Consider the following 17,659-nt stretch of genomic DNA (forward strand, 5'->3'; position numbering starts at 1 on the left):
TGCACGATTCGAACAACGAACCGCCCCCATAGCCGCTATGGGGGCGGTTCTCTTTCACGGATGCCGCAATCGCCCGCGCCCTACTCGGCCGCGATCTCTTCGAGCGGGGCGGCGCGGCGGATCGCCTCCCAGACGCGGTGGGGGGTCATCGGCAGGTCCAGATCGCGCACCCCCAGCGGCCAGAGCGCATCCTCCACCGCGTTGGCGACCGCGGCCAGCGCACCGACCGTCCCCGCTTCGCCGCAGCCCTTCATCCCCATGGCGTTCGCGGTCGACGGGACCGGCACGTTCTCGAACGATATGCGCGGCATGTCGGCTGCGCGCGGCACCGCGTAATCCATGAAGCTCGCGCTGAGGAGCTGCCCGTCGGCGTCGTGGACCACCTGCTCGGACAGGGCCTGTCCCAAGCCCTGCACCACCCCGCCATGCACCTGACCTTCGGCCAGCATCGGGTTGATCAGGTTTCCGAAATCGTCGATCACGGTATAGCGGTCGATGGCGATCCGGCCGGTCTCGGGGTCGATCTCGACCTCGGCCACATGCGCCCCGTTGGGGAAGGACCGCGCCCGAAGCGTCGCCTCGCAGCGCCATGTCAGCAGATCCTCGCGCCCCGCGTCGCGCGCGGCCGCCGCGGCCTCGAGCATCGTCGGCGTCTCGTTCGAACCGGGCAGGCGGAACCGTTCGTCGTCGAACGACACATCGGACGGCGGGACGCCGACACGCTCGGCCAGAAAGGCCCCGAGCCCGGCCACGATCTCGCCCACGGCCTTTAGCGTCACGTTCGTCTGGACCGTGACCGAACGCGAGCCGCCCGTTCCGCCGCCCGCGGCGATCAGGTCCGAATCGCCCTGCACCACCGCGATGCGTTCGACCGGGATGCCGGTCTGGTCCGAAAGGAACCGGGCAAAGACGGTCTCGTGCCCCTGCCCGTTCGACTGGGTGCCGACGCGGATCTCGGCCCCGCCATCCGGGGTAAAGGCGATCTGCACCCCTTCGTCAGGCGAGCCGAGGATCGACTCGATGTAATAGCAAAGCCCCACGCCCCGCAGGCGCCCCGCCTTGCGCGACGCCGCGCGACGCGCGGGCAGCCCGGCAAGATCGGCAGCCTCGGCCGCGCGATCCAGCAGGCGGGGGAAATCGCCGACATCGTAGGTCTCGCCCGAGACGGTCGTATAGGGGAACCGGTCGGGCGCGATGAAGTTGCGGCGCCGCAGATCCCACGGATCGACGCCGAGCTCGCGCGCGGCGCGGTCCATCGCCCGCTCGAGCGCGAATATCGCCTCGGGGCGGCCCGCCCCGCGATAGGCGTCGACCTGCGCGGTGTTGGTATAGATCCCGCGGCAGCCCAGATAGGCGGCCTGCACGTCATAGACCCCGGTCAGGACGCGGGCGAACAGGTGCGACTGGATCATCTGCCCGAAATTCGAGTTGTAGGCGCCGAGATTCGACAGGTTGTCGACGCGATAGGCGACCAGCCGCAGATCGGCATCGAACCCCATCTCGACGGCTGAGACGAGGTCGCGCCCGCCATTGTCGGTCAGCATCGATTCCGAACGGTCGGCGCTCCACCTCACCGGGCGGCCGGTCTCGCGCGCGGCAAGGGCGACGGCGAAATACTCGGGGTAGTTCATCCCCTTCATGCCGAAGCCGCCGCCGACATCGGGGGTCGTCACGTGAACCGCCTCGGGGGCGAGGTTCAGCCGCGCGATGAGCTCGTCCTTGAGATCCCAGACCCCCTGCCCGCCATAGGTCATGGAGAGGCGCGTGCCGTCCCATGTGGCGAAACAGTTGCGCGGCTCCATCGTGGCGGCGTGGATGCGGTTGTCGGCAAGCGTGATCGCGACGCGATGCGCGGCGGCGGCAAGCGCGGCCTCGACCCGGGCCTCGTCGCCCATGGCATAGTCGAGGGCGAGGTTGTCGGGCGCCTCGTCATGCAGCGGCGCACCGCCGGGTGCCAGGTCGATCTTGGCGGGCAGGTCGTCATACTCGATCTCGACCGCCTCGGCGGCGTCGAGCGCCTGCGCCCGCGTCGCGGCCACCACCATCGCCACCGGCTCGCCCACGAAACGAACCCGGCCGCGGGCGAGAAAGGGCCGCTCGGGCGCGGCGCCGGTCCCGCCGCGGCGGTCGGGCGCGCAGGTATAGCCCATGCCGAGATCGGCGCCGAGCGCGACGGCCCCCGCCGCGTCGAGCACCATGGCCACGCCCGGCATGGCGCGCGCGGGTTCCAGGTCGATCGAGACGATCCGCGCATGGGCCACCGGCGCGCGGACAAAGACCGCGACCAGCGCGCCCTCGGGGGCGATATCGTCGACATAGCGCCCCGCCCCGGTGAGAAAGCGGATATCCTCGCGCCGGGCGACCGACTGGCTTTTCCCGAATGGCTGCATCGTCGCGACCCCTCCCGTGATGTCCCCCCGACGATCTAGGCGGTTCGCGCGCCGGGGGAAAGCCGTGCCGCCGCCCGCGACCTTTCCCTTTCAGCAGCGATTGGCTATCCCGACGCTCGACAGCCACGAGATCATCGAAAAAGGGCGCCGCGCATGGCCTTGGACAAGAACTTCGACGCGAGCGCGGCCGAGCCGCGCATCTACGACGCCTGGGACGCGGCGAACGCCTTTGCCGCCGGGGCGAACGCGCGGCCGGGCGCGCCCGCCTTTTCGGTGATGATCCCGCCGCCCAACGTCACCGGCGCGCTGCATATGGGGCATGCCTTCAACAACACGTTGCAGGACATCCTCGTGCGGTGGCACCGGATGCGCGGGCATGACACGCTATGGCAGCCCGGCACCGATCACGCGGGCATCGCCACGCAGATGGTCGTCGAGCGCGAGCTGGCCAAGACGAACCGCCGCCGCACCGACATGACCCGCGACGAGTTCACCGCGCTGGTCTGGGAGCAGAAGCGCCGGTCGCGCGGCAACATCAAGGAACAGCTCAAGCGGCTGGGCGCGTCCTGCGACTGGTCGCGCGAGGCGTTCACCATGTCGGGCGCCCCCGGCGCCCCCGAGGGCGAAGAGGGCAATTTCCACGATGCGGTGATCCGCGCCTTTGTCGATCTCTACGACAAGGGGCTCATCTATCGCGGCAAGCGGCTGGTGAACTGGGATCCGCATTTCGAGACGGCGATCAGCGATCTCGAGGTCGAAAACATCGACCGGCCCGGCCATATGTGGCATTTCAAATACCCGCTCGCAGGAGGCGAGACCTATACCTATGTCGAGCGCGACGAGGATGGCGCGGTGCTGTTCGAGGAACAGCGCGACTATATCTCGATCGCGACCACCCGGCCCGAAACCATGCTGGGCGACGGGGCCGTCGCAGTTCACCCATCGGATGAACGTTACGCCCCAATCGTTGGGAAACTCTGCGAAATCCCGGTTGGCCCGAAAGAGCAGCGGCGCCTGATCCCGATCATAACCGACCCCTATCCCGACCCCGATTTCGGCTCGGGCGCGGTCAAGATCACGGGTGCGCACGATTTCAACGATTACGGTGTCGCGACCCGCAACGGCATTCCGCTTTACGTACTGATGGACACCAGGGGGCGGATGCGCGCGGACGGGCTGGACTATCCCGAGGCCGCCGCCCGCGCCGGCCGGATCGCCCGCGGCGAAGAGGACGCCCCGAGCGACGCGACCGAGATCAACCTCGTGCCCGAAGAGTATCGCGGCCTCGACCGGTTCGAGGCGCGTGCTCGGGTCGTGGCCGATATCACCGCCGAAGGGCTGGCGGTCATGGTGCCCGCCACCGATCCGCGGCTGGGCGCGCAGGCGGCCGCGCCCGCGGCCCCCGAGGAGGGCGGCGAGACCCGGCTGGACCAGCTCGTGCCACTGGTCGAGGAAAAGACGATCACCCAGCCCTTCGGCGACCGCTCCAAGGTGGTGATCGAGCCGATGCTGACCGATCAGTGGTTCGTCGACGCCGCGCGCATCGTCGGCCCGGCGATCGACGCGGTGCGGCAGGGCGAGGTGCGCATCCTGCCCGAGCGCGACGCCAAGACCTATTTCCACTGGCTCGAGAATATCGAGCCGTGGTGCATCTCGCGCCAGCTCTGGTGGGGGCACCGGGTGCCGGTGTGGTACGGGCTCGACCTGCACTCCGAAAGCTTTCGCGACGACGAGGGCGACGATGCGCTGGACGAGGTCGAGCTGATCTCGCTGCTGACGAAGGACCGGCTGGTTCATTCCGGCCAGCGCCGGCAATGCGCGGCCCGGTTCGAGGGAGTCATCGAGGGGTTCCGCGACGATATCGCCGCCCTTCCCCATCCGCTCAACGCCGCGCGCATCGTCGAGGTCGAGGATCGCGCGGCTGCCATACATACCTTTGCCGCGTCGCTGGCCGAGTACAACGTCACGCAGGATGCCGGGCGGCTGGTCTATCCCGTCTGGCAGGATCCCGACGTGCTGGATACGTGGTTCTCGTCGGGGCTGTGGCCCGTCGGCACACTCGGCTGGCCCGAGCAGACCCCCGAGCTCGAGCGGTATTTCCCCACTTCGGTCCTTGTGACGGGGTTCGACATCATCTTTTTCTGGGTCGCCCGGATGATGATGATGCAATACGCCATGGTCGGGCAACGCCCCTTCGACACGGTCTATGTCCACGCGCTCGTGCGGGACGAAAAGGGCCGCAAGATGTCGAAATCGCTGGGGAATGTCATCGACCCCCTGTCGCTCTGCGACGAATACGGGGCGGATGCGGTGCGCTTCACGCTGGCCTCGATGGCGGCCATGGGGCGCGACCTCAAGCTGTCCAAGGACCGCGTGGCGGGCTATCGCAATTTCGGCACCAAGCTCTGGAACGCGTTCCGCTTTGCCGAGATGAACGGCGTGGGCGCCAGCGGCCCCGCGCGCCCGACCCCGCGCGAGACCGCGAATGCCTGGATCCTGGGCGAGCTGGGGCGCATCCGCGAAGAGGTCGACACCGCCCTGGCCGAGTTCCGGTTCAACGATGCGGCGAACGGGCTTTACGCCTTTGTCTGGGGCCGTGTCTGCGACTGGTATGTCGAGGTCGCCAAGCCGCTTTTCGCCTCGGAGGACGCGGCGGTGGTCGCCGAGACGCGCGAAACGATGGCGTTCGTGCTGGATAACTGCCTGATCCTTCTGCACCCTTTCATGCCCTTCATCACCGAAGAGCTCTGGGGCCAGCAGCCGCGCGACGGGATGCTCGTCCACGCCGACTGGCCCGATTTCGGCGCCGATCTGGTCGACCCCGCGGCCGAGGCCGAGATGGGGTGGGTGATCGATCTGATCGAACAGATCCGGTCGGTGCGCGGCGAGATGAACGTGCCGGCAGGGCTCAAGGTCGAACTGGTCACGACCGAGCTCGATACGGATGGGCGCGCCGCGTGGGAGCGTAATGCCGAGTTGATCCGCCGCCTCGCGCGGGTCGAGCGGCTGACCGAGGCCGAGGCGGCGCCGAAAGGGTCGGTCACGATCCCCGTGCGCGGCGGCAGCTTTGCCCTGCCCCTGGCCGAGATCATCGACGTCGCCGCCGAGCGCGCGCGGCTCGACAAGACGGTGGGCAAGCTCGACAAGGACCTGCGCGGCCTGACGGGGCGGCTCGGCAATGACCGCTTTCTCGCCAGCGCCCCCGATGACGTGATCGAGGAGACCCGCGCGCTCGTCGCCGAGAAGGAGGCGCAGCGCGACCGGCTCCGCTCGGCGCAGGAGCGTCTGGCCGAGCTCGGCTGACCGAGGCGCGCCACGGGCGGTCGGCGGCATCGCTGCCGGCCGTGGGGCCCGTCTGCCGAGGCGGGGCGAGCACAGGATCGGCCCGACCTGCGGCACGTCGTCCGCCCCGGCGAAACCTGCGCGGGGCTTGCCCGTTGCCCTGCTGGATGCGACCAATGCCAGACAGGACTGAGGTGCCGCGATGGAACGACAGCCCGCCCCGGATTTCACGAATGCCTTTCTCGCGACGCTTGCGCCGCTGCTGTTCATCGCGCTGCTGATCGTCTGGGCGATGCTGGGGTTGCTGGCGACGCTGGGCGTGACCTATGCCGCCGATCGCGGCATCAGCCGGATCGGCGCGCGGCGCAACGCTTCCTAGCGGCCTGCACAGACCCGCGCGGCGGCCTCGACGCCGCCGGACCCGTGCGGAATATCGAGCGCGATCAGCCCCGCCTCGATCACGCCGACGACGCCGAGCAGCATGTGGGCATTCACGTGCCCCATATGACCCACGCGGAACATCTCGCCCGTGCCGGGGCCAGTGGCCGCGCCGGTGCCGAGCCCGATCCCCAGCGTCACGCCCGCCTCGGCCGCGCACCATGCCCGCAGCCGGTCGGCCGGCCCGCCGGGCAGCGAGATCGCGGTGACGGCATGGCTGCGGATCGCCGGATCGGCCGCGTTGAGCGCAAGCGCCCCGCCCCGGCCCCAGGCATCGCAGGCCGCCCAGAGCGCGCGTGCCAGCGTCGCGTGACGGTCGAGCACCGCCTGCCGCCCCTCCTCGGCGATCATGTCGAGCGCCTCGCGCAGGGCAAAGAGGTGGTGCGTGGGCGCAGTGCCGAAGAAATAGCGGTAGAACATTTCGGGCGCGGCACGGGGGCGCCAGTCCCAATAGGGGCTGACCCGGTCGAGCCGGTCGCGCGCCGCCGCGGCCCGCGCGTTGAAGAACGCGAATCCCAGCCCCGGCGGCGTCATCAGCCCCTTCTGGCTGGCGGTAATCATCACGTCGACGCCCCAATCGTCCATCTCGAACGGGTCGCAGCCGAAACTCGCGATGCAATCGGCCATCAGCAGCGCCGGATGGCCGAGATCGTCGAGCACGCGGCGCAGGGCAGCGATATCGCTGCGGATGCCGGTCGAGGTGTCGGTGAGCACCGCCAGCACGGCCCGGAACCCGTACGCGGTATCCGCGCGCAGCGCCTCGGCCACGCGGTCGGGGTCGACGGCGGCGGTCGTCGGAAATTCGAGGATCTCGACCTCGGCGCCGAGATCGCGCGCAAGCTCGGCCCAGCCATGGCCGAACCGTCCCGCCACGGGCACCAGCACCCGGTCGCCGGGGCGGATGGTGTTGGCCAGCGCGGCCTCCCACATGCCGTGCCCGTTCGAGATGTAGATCGCGCAATCGCCCGCCGTTCCGGCCAGCGCCTTGAGATCGCGCAGCGCGGTGCCGGTGATCTCGACCAACTCGCCCTCGTAGATGTTGGGCGCGGCCCGGTGCATCGCCCTGAGCACGCGATCGGGGATGACCGAGGGGCCGGGGATGGCGAGATATTCGCGACCGTGTGCGAGGCTCATGGCGGGCTCCTTGTTGCAGCCCGAGGGCTAGGACCGCGCCGCGCGCCCGTCAATCGGCCCCGCGCTTTCCCTTGACCGCGATCCGCGCTAGGGCCACGGGCCATGGCGAGCCCTCCTGTCCTTTCCGAAACCGCCCGCGCCCTTCTGGGCCGGCTCTGGCGCGACTACGTGCGCCGCCACCGGGTCGCGCTGGCCGTGGCGGGCGTGCTGATGCTGATCGAGGGCAGCACGCTGGGGCTGCTGAGCTGGATGCTCCAGCCGATGTTCGACCGCGTTTTCGTCGAGGGCGACGGCAGCGCGGTCTGGTGGGTGGGCGGCGGCATCCTGGGGCTGTTCGTGATCCGCGCCGTGACCGGCGTCGCGCAGCGCATCATCCTGACGCGCGTGGCGCAACTGACCTCGACCCGGATGCAGACCGACATGCTGGGGCACCTGATGACGCTCGATCCGGGCTATTTCCAGGCGAACGCCCCCGGCGTACTGATCGAAAAGGTCCAGGGCGACACGATGGCGGTGCAGAATGTCTGGCAGCTTCTGATCCAGGGGCTCGGCCGCGATGTCGTGGCGCTGGTGTCGCTTTCGGTCGTGGCACTCACCATCGACGCGGGATGGACGCTGGCCGCGGTGATCGCGGTGCCGCTGCTGATCCTGCCCTCGGTCGTGCTTCAGAAATACGTCCGCAAGAAATCACGCTCGATGCGGCGTACCTCGATGCTGCGGGCGACGCGGCTCGACGAGATCTTTCACGGCATCGCCGCGGTCAAGCTGAACGGGATGGAGGATTACCAGCTCGGCCGGTTCCGCGGCGTGGTCGACCGGATCGTGCACGAGCAGATCCGCACCCAGGCGGGCAAGGCGACGCTGCCGGGGCTGATCGACATCGTCACGGGCCTCGGGTTTTGCGGCGTGCTGGTGCTGGGCGGGCAGGACATCCTGTCGGGCGACAAGACGGTGGGCGAGTTCATGTCGTTCTTCACCGCCATGGCGCTTGCGTTCCAGCCGCTGCGGCGGCTGGGCGGCACGGCGGGGGTGTTGCAGGTGGCGGCGGCCTCGCTCGAGAATGTCTATGACGTGTTCGACACCCGCCCCGCCATCGCCGCGCCAGACGGCGCGCCCGCCCTGGCGCTGGACGGCCCGCCCGAGATCGTGCTGTCGGACCTGTACCTCGCCTATGACGGGCGCGCGGTGCTCGACGGGCTGAACCTGACCGCGCGGGCGGGCCAGACCACCGCGCTGGTGGGGCCGTCGGGCGCGGGCAAGACGACGGTGTTCGCAGTGCTCACCCGGCTGGCCGAGCCCCTGGCGGGCCGGGTCGAGATCGGCGGGCAGGACGCGCATGGGGTGACGCTGGCCTCGCTCAGGGCCGCGTTCTCGGTCGTGAGCCAGGATGCGCTGCTCTTTGACGAAACCATCCGCGAGAACATCCTGCTGGGCCGTACCGACATCCCCGAGGATCGCCTGCGCGCGGCCATCGTCGCGGCACGGGTGGCCGATTTCACCGATACGCTGCCCAACGGCCTCGACACGCTGGCCGGGCCGCGCGGGTCGAACCTGTCTGGCGGGCAGCGCCAGCGCGTGGCCATCGCCCGCGCGATCCTGCGCGACACGCCGATCCTGCTGCTGGACGAGGCGACCTCGGCGCTCGATGCGCAATCGGAAAAGCTGGTGCAGGAGGCGCTGGCCGAGCTGTCGCGCGGCCGCACGACGCTGGTCATAGCGCATCGCCTGTCGACGGTGCGCGACGCCGATCATATCGCCGTGCTCGACGCCGGCCGGGTGGTGCAGGAGGGCACGCATGACGCGCTTCTTGAAAGCGGCGGGATCTATGCCGACCTCTATCGCCTGCAGATCGACCAAGCCCGGAGCGCCTGAATGACCGACCCCCGCCGCATCATCGCCCTGTCCGGCCCCGAGCGGGTGGATTTCCTGCAAGACCTCGTCACCAACGATATCCGCCGCTCAGAGGGGCTGACCTATGCCGCGCTGCTGACGCCGCAGGGCAAGTACCTTGCCGATTTCTTTGTCGCGCATGACGGGGCGGGCGATGACGGGAGGCTCCTGATCGACGTGGCCGCGTCGCAGGCGGACGGGCTGCTGGCGCGGCTGAACATGTACAAGCTGCGCCGCAAGGTCGAGATCGCGGCGATCGATCTGGGGCTCGGCCGCGGGCTCGGCCCCGCGCCCGAGGGCGCCCATGCCGACCCCCGCCACCCCGACATGGGCTGGCGGGCCATCGGGGGCCGGGACGGCGCCGAGCCGGTCGACTGGGACGCGTTGCGCGTGCGGCTGGGCATCCCGCAGGCGGGGATCGAGCTGATCGCGGGCGAGAGTTTCATCCTCGAGCTCGGGTTCGAGCGGCTGAACGGCGTCGATTACCGCAAGGGCTGCTTTGTCGGGCAGGAGATCGTCGCACGGATGCACCACAAGACCGAGCTAAGGAAAGGACTGGTGCGCGTGGCGCTGTCGGGCGATGCGGCACCGGGCACCACGATCACGGCCGAGGGACGCCCGGCGGGCACCCTGCATACCGTGTCGGGCGACCGCGCGCTGGCCTATCTGCGCTTCGACCGCGCCGATGGGCCGCTCGACGCCGGGGGCGTCGAGCTGTCGCTCGAGGAAAAGCTGATCTGAACGGCGCGCTCAGGCGCGTTCGGCGTATTCCATCGTCTCGGTGTTCACGACGATATCCTCGTCCTGCCCGACAAAGGGCGGGACCATGACCTTGACGCCGTTATCGAGGATCGCGGGCTTGAAGCTGTTGGCCGCGGTCTGGCCCTTCACGACGGGCTCGGTCTCGACGATCTTGCAGACGACCTTTTGCGGCAGGGTCGCGTTCAGCGCCTCGGATTCGTAGTATTCGATCTGGATGGTCATGCCGTCCTGGAGGAACGGGCGGCGGTCGCCCAGGATCTCGGCCGGAAGCTCGATCTGCTCGAAGGTCTCGTTATCCATGAAGACGAGCATCCCGTCGCTTTCGTAGAGGAACTGCTGGTCCTTCTGCTCGAGCCGGACGCGTTCGACCTTGTCGGCCGAGCGGAACCGTTCGTTCAGCTTGGATCCGTTGCGCAGGTTGCGCAGTTCCACCTGCGCAAAGGCGCCGCCCTTGCCGGGCTTGACGTGATCGACCTTGACCGCGGCCCAGAGGCCGCCGTTGTGGTCGAGCACGGCACCGGGGCGGATCTCGTTTCCGTTGATTTTGGGCATGTGGCCAAATTGTGTCAGACTGTTGAAAGGAAGATGGCGCTCCCTATATCGGCGGTTTGGGCGACGTGCAACACGCGGCATCTGGCGTCCGAGTTTTGCCCGCCATGCGTGAGACGCATATGTGCCTTTCGAAGATAGGGACCCTTATCGGCTGCCAAAGCGTCCATACCGGCGCTGGCCCCCAAGCCGGAAGAACAAGAACAAGGACGTGTAATGACCAACTTCGTTGACGGAACCGCCTTCAACCACGAGCAGGGCAACCGCGCCCGCAAGCTGTTCGCCGCCGTGGTGCTGGCCGCGCTGGACGACGCGATCGCGGACGACAAGAAGTACGGCAACGGTCCCGAACAGATCGCCCGTTGGGCCAATTCCCGCGACGGTCGCGAGGTCCTTACCTGCGCCGGCATCGACCCCAACGATCGCGTCGTCAAGGGGCTGATGGCCTTTGTCAGCCGCGGCGTCCGCACCTCGGTCGCGCTCAGCCGCGAGGAAAGCGAACGTCGCAACGCCGCGCAGGCCGAAGCCGCCTGATCGGACAGGCCTTGCCGGATGGATGAAAGGGCGCCGCGTCTCGACGCGGCGCCCTTCGTTTTGGCGGGGGCTCAGCCGCCCTGCCCGCCGAAGACCAGCGCCCAGACGACGAAGGGCGCGAATTGCGCGGCCGCGAGCAGCACCGCCACCCCGCCCAGAACCCGCCCCGGACGCTGCCGCAGGATGATCCCGGCGCAGATCAGCGCCAGCGCCGTTTCGATGGGCGCGACGATGGCGCCGCCATGCGCGGGATCCCAATAGGATACCGGCGAGGCAAAGCGCCAATCGCTCAGCGGCCAGAAATGCCGACGGGCATCGTCATGGTGGAGCAGGAGGTCGAAGACGAGGTGCAGCAGCGCCGAGCCGGTCAACGCCACCCCCCGCCCCGAGCGCAACCACAATGCCGCGCCGAGCGCGATGCCCCACAGGACGAAACTGTTGTCGACGGCAAAGACAAGCTGCCAGGCACCCGAGAAATAGAGCTCGCCGAACACCCGGTCGGGGCCGATGCCGAGCAGCAGGATGGACACCGCGGCCATGAGGTAGAGCGACAGGTCGGGCAAGAGCCCGCCGGCCAGCGCCGCCCATGTCAGCCCCCGGTCGCCCCGGCGCCCGAACACCGCGCCGCCCAGCAAGAGATGCGCCGGGGTGTTCAACCGGCGCCGCCCCGATCAGCCGAATTCGCTGGCGCTGAGCGCGCGCATGATCTCGCGGCGGACCAGCTTGCGGATGTTGCGGGTCAGCCGTTCACCCAGTTCGCCCTGAAGCTCTTCGCGGACGATCTCGGCGATGAGGTCGCGCAGGTCGTCCTCGTCGAGGATCTCGGCCGTGTCCTCGGCGGGCTCGGGGCCGTCGCCGGTGTCGTCCGGCGCGACATCCTCGACCGCCGTATAGCCGCCCGCATCGTCCTGCGCGGGTTTCGTGCCGCGCCAATCGTCTTCGGTCGTCTCTTCGGCCGCAGCGGGGGCATCGCCGCCGCCGAAACTGTGCAGCGGCGTCACCTCGTCGACGGGTTCCAGCACGAAGCGCGGTCGGTCGGTGCCGCCCCGCGGCGCGTCCTGCCAATCGGCAAAGGGGCGGTGGGGGGTCTCGTCGGGCAGGACGAAGCCCTCGTCATTGGGCGCGACCTCGGGCACGGGGGCGAGGATGGCATTGGGATCCATCGCGGCCGCCGTGGTGATGCGCGGCTCGGGGATGCGCGGCTCGGCCCGTTCGGGCAGGCCCGTGGGGCGATGCGGGGCCTGGTCCTCGCTGCCGTCCGGCTCGAAATCGGGGCGGGGCGAAACGGCCGCCTCGAGCTCGGCGATGCGTTCGCGCAGCGATTTGCCGGTGAAGGCCTTGCGCGTGACAAAGGAAACGCCGGCGGCCTCGTCCTCGGGCGCGGCGGCGGGGCGGCCCGGCCCGACCCGCAGATCGGAGGTCAGGACCAGCCGCGGCGGAGGTTCTTTCCCGCGCGGCGGCTCGACGGCGACGAGCCGCCTGATGGACGCGAGAACGTCCTCGATATCCTTCGATCTGGCTTCTGTCATGCCCGCGTCCGACCTGCTCTTTTCGGGGATGATACCGCCCGGAGCGGCATCGGGCAATCGGCGTCGCGTGCTACTGCCGCCCCAGCGACCGGATCAGGCGGTCGAGCTTTTCACCCTGCGGGCTGACCTTGCGGATCGGCGCATCCTCGACCGCGTTGTAATACAACGAGAAATCATAGGTCACGATGCCAAGGCCAAGGTGGTCCACCGTCAGAAGACCCATCGTCGACAGGATCGAATAGGCCGCGACGTAGCGGCTGATCTCGGCCGAGATGAGGTTGGCGCGGGCATCCTGAAGATCCTGCTCGGCATCGAGCACGTCGAGAAGCGTCCGCGCACCCAGAGACGCCTCTTCCTGAAGGCCCTCGTAGGCGACGCGGGCGGCACGGACGGCAAGCTGCTGCGCCGCGATCTGCGATTGCGCCACGTCGAGCTGCACCCATGCCTGGCGCACCTGGTTGATGATATCGTCGACCGAGACATGCAGATCGGCCCGCTCTTCGTCGCGGCGCGCGACCGCCTGGCGATATTGCGAGGTCAGCGCGCCGCCGCGATAGATCGGCCCGCCGATATTGAGCCCGATCGAGGCGCGTTCGGTATAATCTTGGTCGATCGACACGCTGGTATTGGCGCTGAGCTGCGGGCGGATCGCACGTTCGGCGCGCAGCACGTTGATCTCGGCCAGGGTGACGAGCCGCTGCGCCTGCCGGATCGAGGGGTGGGTCTTTTTCGCCACGTCGATGGCGGCCTCGACCGAGTTCGGAAGCTGCGGCAGCGTGGTCACGGGCGCGAGGTTGCGCGGCACCTCGCCGACCACGTTGATATATTGCGCCTTGGCAATCTCGACATCGCCCAGCGCCTGTTCCAGCAGCGACCGTGCCGAGGCAAGCTGCGCCTCGGCCAGCGCGACGTCGGTGCGGGTGATCTCGCCCACCTCGAACCGCTCGCGCGAGGCGTCGAGCTGTTGCTGCAACAGCGCGACATTGGACTGGCGCAGATTCACGAAGGCCTGCGCCTCCTGGATGTTGAGATAGGCCTGCACGGCCGAGCCGAGCACCTGCTGCTCGACCTGCACAAGCGCCTCGCGCGTGGCGAGCACCGCCTCTTTCGCCGCGCTGATCGCAAGGCGCGACGCCCCGCCATCCCACAACAGCAGACTGCCGGTGATCTGCGCCTGCACGTTGTTCGTCGCCGTATCGCTGACGCCGGGGGACAGGAACCCGCCCGGCTCGTCATTGGGAAACACCCAGTTGCGGCTGGCCGACACCGCGTAATCGATGACCGGGCGCAGGGTTGCGACCGCCTGCGCCACGTCCTCGTCGGCGGCGCGCAGAACGGCGCGGTTCTTTTCCAGAAGCCCGCTATGGCGGTAGGCCAGCACCAGCGCATCTGCCAGCGTCTCGGCCGAGGCGGGAACCGCGGGCAGCGCCAGAGCTGCGGCCAGAACGCCCGGACGCGCCCAGCGGACCGCGCGGCGCAGCACGCTCACAACGAGAACTCCGGCACCTTGGCAAAGCCCGGCAGCACCGGTGCATCCCCGTTGAAGGCATAGCGCCAGTTCATCCGGCCATCGACCTTGATGCCCAGGCGGCAGGTTCCCAAGTGCCCCTCTATGAAGAGGCAGACGATTCGTCCGCCCTCGCGCAGCTGCGCGATGATGGCGTCGGGCACGACCTGCACCCCGCCCTGCACCACGATCACGTCATAGGGCGCATGGGCCGGCGCGCCATCGACAAGCTCGGCACATTCGACGGCGGCATTGTCGATCCCGGCTTCGGCCAGCGCGCTCTCGGCCTCGCGGGCCAGCGCCTCGTCGGGCTCGACCGCGACGACGGCCTCGGCCAGATGCGCGATCACGGCGGTCGAATAGCCATGCCCCGCCCCGAGATCGAGCACGAGATGGGTAGGCTGGATGTCGGCGGTCTCGAGCAGCTTGGCCAGCGTGCGCGGGTCGAGAATCACGCGATCGGGACCGATGGGGATATGTTCGCCCAGATAGGCCGTAGAGCGCATCGCCGACGGCACGAATTCCTCCCTCGGGATCGAGAGCATGGCCTCGATGATGGGAAACAGCGTGATGTCGGATGGCCGGACCTGCGTATCGACCATGACCCGTCTGGCTTCGGCGAAATCGCTCATGCTCGTCCTCGATGACCTGCGCCTCCCCTCACGCTTGCCACATCCCTCGGGGGTGGGCAACGGCTGGCGGCGCGCGATGCGCGGGTTTGCGGCCCAATCCCCCCCTGCCCGCGACTACGCCTTGCAGCGCGACGCCTCATCCGCTAAGCGGCGCTGACCACACGGCTGGCGAGTTGGCGGAGTGGTGACGCAGCGGATTGCAAATCCGTGTACACCGGTTCGATTCCGGTACTCGCCTCCAATCCCCCTTTTTCGATAGATCTCCTGCGATCTTCGCAAAGCACAGGTCTTGTTTTCGTTGAGAAAATTGACTGTGGACCATCTTCTGACCGAAGATCGACTGTGGCCACGCAACTTGTGTGGGTATCGAAAGCGGGTATTTTGCGAAGGGTCGATACCCACATACCCGCAGGACCGATTCAAATGCCCCTAACAGATGCAGCTTGCCGCGGCGCGAAGCCCGATCCCTCTGGAAAACCACGGAAAATGCCGGATGGTGAAGGACTCCTGTTGTTCGTCTCGCCATCGGGCGGAAAACTATGGCGAATGCGCTATCGGTTCGAAGGCAAGGAAAAGGTCCTGTCGTTCGGTGCCTACCCCGGTGTCAGGCTGGCCGATGCGCGGGCGCTGCGCGACAAGGCCAAGCGGGCGCTGGCCGATGGGCGCGATCCTGGAGCAAATGCCAAGGCGGCGCTGACCGCTCCTGCCGGGGATAGCTTCGAAACTGTGGCGCGAGAGTGGATCAAGGCCCAGTCAGTCACTTGGTCCCATGCCCATAGCAAACGTATCCTGTCCCGTTTCGAACGTGACGTTTTCCCGGCCATCGGCGCAACCGCCATCGCGGAAGTGACCGCGCCGCAAGTTCTCACCATGCTGCGTCCCGTTGAAGATCGAGCGCCCGATGTGGCGGGGCGCATCCGAATGACGACCGGGGCAATCATGCGCTACGCCATCGCCACTGGAAGGGCGTCCCGCGACCCTGCCGCAGACCTGCGCGGCGCACTAAAACCGACCCCCCGTGTGAAGCACATGGCACGGATCGAAGCGGGCGAGTTGTCCGGCTTCCTTTGGAAGTTGCACCGCTATGATGGTGAGCCGCAGACCCGCCACGCCATCGAATTTGTGATGCACACCTTCGTTCGGACCAATGAACTGAGGTTCGGCAGGTGGAGCGAGATAGACGGGGACGTGTGGCGGATACCGGGCACCCGCATGAAAATGAACCGGGACCATATCGTGCCCTTGACCCGTCAGAGCCTAAACGTGCTGGCACGGTTGAAAGAAGTTGCAGGGGATTCCGAATGGATCGTACCAGGCGGTCGCACCGGCAAGCCGATCAGCGAGAACACGATGCTGTTCGGCATGTACCGCCTTGGGTATCACGGGAAGGCGACGATTCACGGCTTTCGCGGGCTGGCATCAACCGTCTTGAACGAAAGCGGCCTGTGGTCGGTCGACGCTATCGAAAAGCAGCTTGCCCATGAACCGAAGGACAAAGTTCGCCGCGCCTACAACGCAGCGCAGCTACTGCCAGAACGGCGGCGGATGCTCGAATGGTGGAGCGACTACATCGAGGCAGCCGAGAAAAAGTCAGTCACTGACCTGAGCGACCTGTTCATCTAATCAGATAGTCAACAGATGACTATTTCTTATTTTTTATCAGTGACTTGACGTTCCTCACGGCGATCCCCAGATCGCACTTGTGATCCTGTTTCATTCTGCGCGTGGTGCGCAAAAGAACAGGGCCACCGGGCTGGCACCCGATGACCCTATGAGGAAATTTATATGTCAACAAATGGCGATGATCATGGCCCTTTTCAAGGCCATAGCAACACCGATCTATCCGACCTGCTGGGCTTCAATGACATCCAACCAACCGCTTCAAGACCGCCGAGCGGAAACATCGCCTTCTTGAATGCGAACCACGACCTGATCGAAGCAGGCGCATCTGTTCACTGGCTCGTGCCCGGCGAGAAACGTCCCGCCTCGCGCGACTGGTCAGAGGTTCCGAACCAAACGCTACAGCAACTTGCCCAAGACTATCGCGCCGGACAGAACATCGGCATCCGCTTGGGTACGCCTTCGATGATCGACCAAGACTTCCTGCATGTCATGGACCTCGACGTTCGGGACGAAAGCAAAGCTGATGTAGCTTGGACGGCGCTTCTGCAAGTTCTGCCGGATGCCAGATCACTGCCTACGGTGATCAGTGGCAGCGGCGGCGAGTCCCGACATATCTATTTTCTGACAGACACCCCATTCCGCAAGAAAAAGATGGCGCGTTCTGAAGGTTTCACGATGGTCTTCGATCCCCGAAAGGGTCGTGACGTGAAGAAGTACGATTGGGAAATCGACCTCTTGGGCACAGGCTCTCAGGCCGTCTTGCCACCTTCCATACACCCCGACACCGGCTTGCCCTATCGATGGGAGCGCAAGCCGGAACTTGTCTTCCCCATCATGATGAAGGTCAGCGCAGCAACGCAGGAGGGGCTTGGAGCGCGTGCGGATAAGCCGATCATGCTGGATGATACCGATGACGATGATACTTACCTAGAGACGATCCTTGCGGCCCAACCGCTGGATTTGACATCCGGGGAAGTAGCCGAAATCCTGTCACTGCTGCCCGAAAATTGGGTGGAAGATCGGGATCATTGGCTTACCGTGGGAGCCGCCCTGCATCATCAGTTTGAGGGGACGAAGAAAGGCTTCGACCGCTGGTGCGAATGGTCCAAGCGGTCAGCGAAGTTTGATGCTGAGGACACTTTTCGCGTCTGGAAATCCTTTAAGGGTTCAAAGAATCCGGTGCGCATGGCAACGTTGATCCACGAGACAGGTTGGTCTCGGCTTTCAGGCGGTTCTTCAAGCCTAGGGTCAGGATTCATAACCAGAACATGACGGTTGCGGCGAGGGCGATGGCGGAGAGGAAGACCTTCGGGCATCTGTCGTAGCGGGTGGCGATGCGACGCCAGTCTTTCAACCTACCGAACATGATCTCGATGCGGTTGCGCCGCT

At 67.1% G+C, this 17,659-nt stretch carries 15 protein-coding genes and 1 tRNA gene; 8 read left to right on the forward strand and 8 right to left on the reverse strand.

Translation table 11 applies throughout. The features are described from left to right. Positions 1 to 80 precede the first annotated feature (80 nt). Complete coding sequence (locus tag E2L08_RS02215; RefSeq protein ID WP_133395403.1) at positions 81 to 2,390, reverse strand: xanthine dehydrogenase family protein molybdopterin-binding subunit; 2,310 nt, start codon at positions 2,388 to 2,390, stop codon at positions 81 to 83. Positions 2,391 to 2,543: 153 nt separating this feature from the next. On the opposite strand from E2L08_RS02215, the gene E2L08_RS02220 reads away from it, so the two are divergent. Continuing rightward, positions 2,544 to 5,693 carry a valine--tRNA ligase gene (locus E2L08_RS02220; protein WP_133395404.1) on the forward strand — a complete coding sequence of 1,050 codons (3,150 nt, stop codon included), beginning with the start codon at positions 2,544 to 2,546 and terminating at the stop codon, positions 5,691 to 5,693. A gap of 181 nt (positions 5,694 to 5,874) precedes the next feature. Continuing rightward, positions 5,875 to 6,051, forward strand: a complete 177-nt coding sequence (locus tag E2L08_RS16930) for a hypothetical protein (protein ID WP_168771021.1) — start codon at positions 5,875 to 5,877, stop codon at positions 6,049 to 6,051. Here the strand turns inward: E2L08_RS16930 and E2L08_RS02225 are convergent. Next, on the reverse strand, positions 6,048 to 7,244 hold the full coding sequence (locus E2L08_RS02225; RefSeq protein ID WP_133395405.1) for a pyridoxal-phosphate-dependent aminotransferase family protein: 1,197 nt from the start codon (positions 7,242 to 7,244) through the stop codon (positions 6,048 to 6,050). The two genes, E2L08_RS16930 and E2L08_RS02225, sit on opposite strands and share 4 nt — an antisense overlap. Positions 7,245 to 7,346: 102 nt before the next feature. Here E2L08_RS02225 and E2L08_RS02230 point away from each other — a divergent pair, with 102 nt between their 5' ends. Both E2L08_RS02230 and ygfZ read left to right on the forward strand, forming a co-directional pair. Further along, positions 7,347 to 9,116: an ABC transporter ATP-binding protein gene (locus E2L08_RS02230; RefSeq protein ID WP_133395406.1), complete on the forward strand. Its 1,770-nt coding sequence runs from the start codon at positions 7,347 to 7,349 to the stop codon at positions 9,114 to 9,116. Next, positions 9,117 to 9,875 (forward strand): CAF17-like 4Fe-4S cluster assembly/insertion protein YgfZ, encoded by a 759-nt coding sequence (gene ygfZ / locus E2L08_RS02235; RefSeq protein ID WP_133395407.1) that lies wholly within the window; start codon positions 9,117 to 9,119, stop codon positions 9,873 to 9,875. Between the two features lie 9 nt (positions 9,876 to 9,884). On the opposite strand, the gene efp is transcribed toward ygfZ, so the two are convergent. Further along, positions 9,885 to 10,448, reverse strand: coding sequence for an elongation factor P (efp, locus tag E2L08_RS02240; RefSeq protein WP_133395408.1), 564 nt, complete (start codon positions 10,446 to 10,448; stop codon positions 9,885 to 9,887). Between the two features lie 213 nt (positions 10,449 to 10,661). On the opposite strand from efp, the gene E2L08_RS02245 reads away from it, so the two are divergent. Further along, positions 10,662 to 10,979 (forward strand): DUF6280 family protein, encoded by a 318-nt coding sequence (locus E2L08_RS02245; protein ID WP_133395409.1) that lies wholly within the window; start codon positions 10,662 to 10,664, stop codon positions 10,977 to 10,979. Between the two features lie 71 nt (positions 10,980 to 11,050). On the opposite strand, the gene E2L08_RS02250 is transcribed toward E2L08_RS02245, so the two are convergent. From E2L08_RS02250 to E2L08_RS02265, 4 genes are all read right to left on the reverse strand, one after another. After that, positions 11,051 to 11,635, reverse strand: coding sequence for a cobalamin biosynthesis protein CobQ (locus E2L08_RS02250; RefSeq protein ID WP_133395410.1), 585 nt, complete (start codon positions 11,633 to 11,635; stop codon positions 11,051 to 11,053). A 15-nt stretch (positions 11,636 to 11,650) separates the two neighbouring features. After that, positions 11,651 to 12,508: a hypothetical protein gene (locus tag E2L08_RS02255; protein ID WP_133395411.1), complete on the reverse strand. Its 858-nt coding sequence runs from the start codon at positions 12,506 to 12,508 to the stop codon at positions 11,651 to 11,653. Between the two features lie 70 nt (positions 12,509 to 12,578). Beyond that, entirely contained in the window at positions 12,579 to 13,997 is a 1,419-nt protein-coding gene (locus tag E2L08_RS02260; protein ID WP_240757958.1) for a TolC family outer membrane protein, read from the reverse strand. Beyond that, the gene (locus E2L08_RS02265; RefSeq protein WP_133395412.1) at positions 13,994 to 14,647 is read right to left on the reverse strand and encodes a protein-L-isoaspartate O-methyltransferase family protein; all 654 of its coding nucleotides are present in this window, start codon (positions 14,645 to 14,647) and stop codon (positions 13,994 to 13,996) included. Before E2L08_RS02265 ends, E2L08_RS02260 begins: the two co-directional genes overlap by 4 nt. A gap of 167 nt (positions 14,648 to 14,814) precedes the next feature. Between E2L08_RS02265 and E2L08_RS02270 the strand changes: the two genes are divergently transcribed. The 3 genes from E2L08_RS02270 to E2L08_RS02280 all read left to right on the forward strand — a co-directional run bounded on the left by E2L08_RS02270 (position 14,815) and on the right by E2L08_RS02280 (position 17,542). Then, a tRNA-Cys gene (locus tag E2L08_RS02270) sits at positions 14,815 to 14,888 on the forward strand. Between the two features lie 182 nt (positions 14,889 to 15,070). Next, positions 15,071 to 16,270, forward strand: coding sequence for a tyrosine-type recombinase/integrase (locus E2L08_RS02275; RefSeq protein WP_133395413.1), 1,200 nt, complete (start codon positions 15,071 to 15,073; stop codon positions 16,268 to 16,270). A 162-nt stretch (positions 16,271 to 16,432) separates the two neighbouring features. Further along, a complete protein-coding gene (locus tag E2L08_RS02280; protein WP_133395414.1) occupies positions 16,433 to 17,542 on the forward strand; it encodes a PriCT-2 domain-containing protein in 1,110 nt (369 codons plus the stop codon). Here the strand turns inward: E2L08_RS02280 and E2L08_RS02285 are convergent. After that, positions 17,526 to 17,659 (reverse strand): transposase (locus tag E2L08_RS02285; protein WP_168771022.1); only part of this gene is annotated, 134 nt, incomplete at its 5' end. The genes E2L08_RS02280 and E2L08_RS02285 overlap by 17 nt on opposite strands.

Source organism: Palleronia sediminis, assembly GCF_004358695.1.
Lineage (GTDB): Bacteria > Pseudomonadota > Alphaproteobacteria > Rhodobacterales > Rhodobacteraceae > Palleronia > Palleronia sediminis.

Coding starts and splice junctions, on each gene's coding strand:
- E2L08_RS02215 (WP_133395403.1), bottom strand. CDS start 2,390: ATGCAGCCATTCGGGAAAAGCCAGTCGGTCGCCCGGCGCGAGGATATC.
- E2L08_RS02220 (WP_133395404.1), top strand. CDS start 2,544: ATGGCCTTGGACAAGAACTTCGACGCGAGCGCGGCCGAGCCGCGCATC.
- E2L08_RS16930 (WP_168771021.1), top strand. CDS start 5,875: ATGGAACGACAGCCCGCCCCGGATTTCACGAATGCCTTTCTCGCGACG.
- E2L08_RS02225 (WP_133395405.1), bottom strand. CDS start 7,244: ATGAGCCTCGCACACGGTCGCGAATATCTCGCCATCCCCGGCCCCTCG.
- E2L08_RS02230 (WP_133395406.1), top strand. CDS start 7,347: ATGGCGAGCCCTCCTGTCCTTTCCGAAACCGCCCGCGCCCTTCTGGGC.
- ygfZ (WP_133395407.1), top strand. CDS start 9,117: ATGACCGACCCCCGCCGCATCATCGCCCTGTCCGGCCCCGAGCGGGTG.
- efp (WP_133395408.1), bottom strand. CDS start 10,448: ATGCCCAAAATCAACGGAAACGAGATCCGCCCCGGTGCCGTGCTCGAC.
- E2L08_RS02245 (WP_133395409.1), top strand. CDS start 10,662: ATGACCAACTTCGTTGACGGAACCGCCTTCAACCACGAGCAGGGCAAC.
- E2L08_RS02255 (WP_133395411.1), bottom strand. CDS start 12,508: ATGACAGAAGCCAGATCGAAGGATATCGAGGACGTTCTCGCGTCCATC.
- E2L08_RS02265 (WP_133395412.1), bottom strand. CDS start 14,647: ATGAGCGATTTCGCCGAAGCCAGACGGGTCATGGTCGATACGCAGGTC.
- E2L08_RS02275 (WP_133395413.1), top strand. CDS start 15,071: ATGCCCCTAACAGATGCAGCTTGCCGCGGCGCGAAGCCCGATCCCTCT.
- E2L08_RS02280 (WP_133395414.1), top strand. CDS start 16,433: ATGTCAACAAATGGCGATGATCATGGCCCTTTTCAAGGCCATAGCAAC.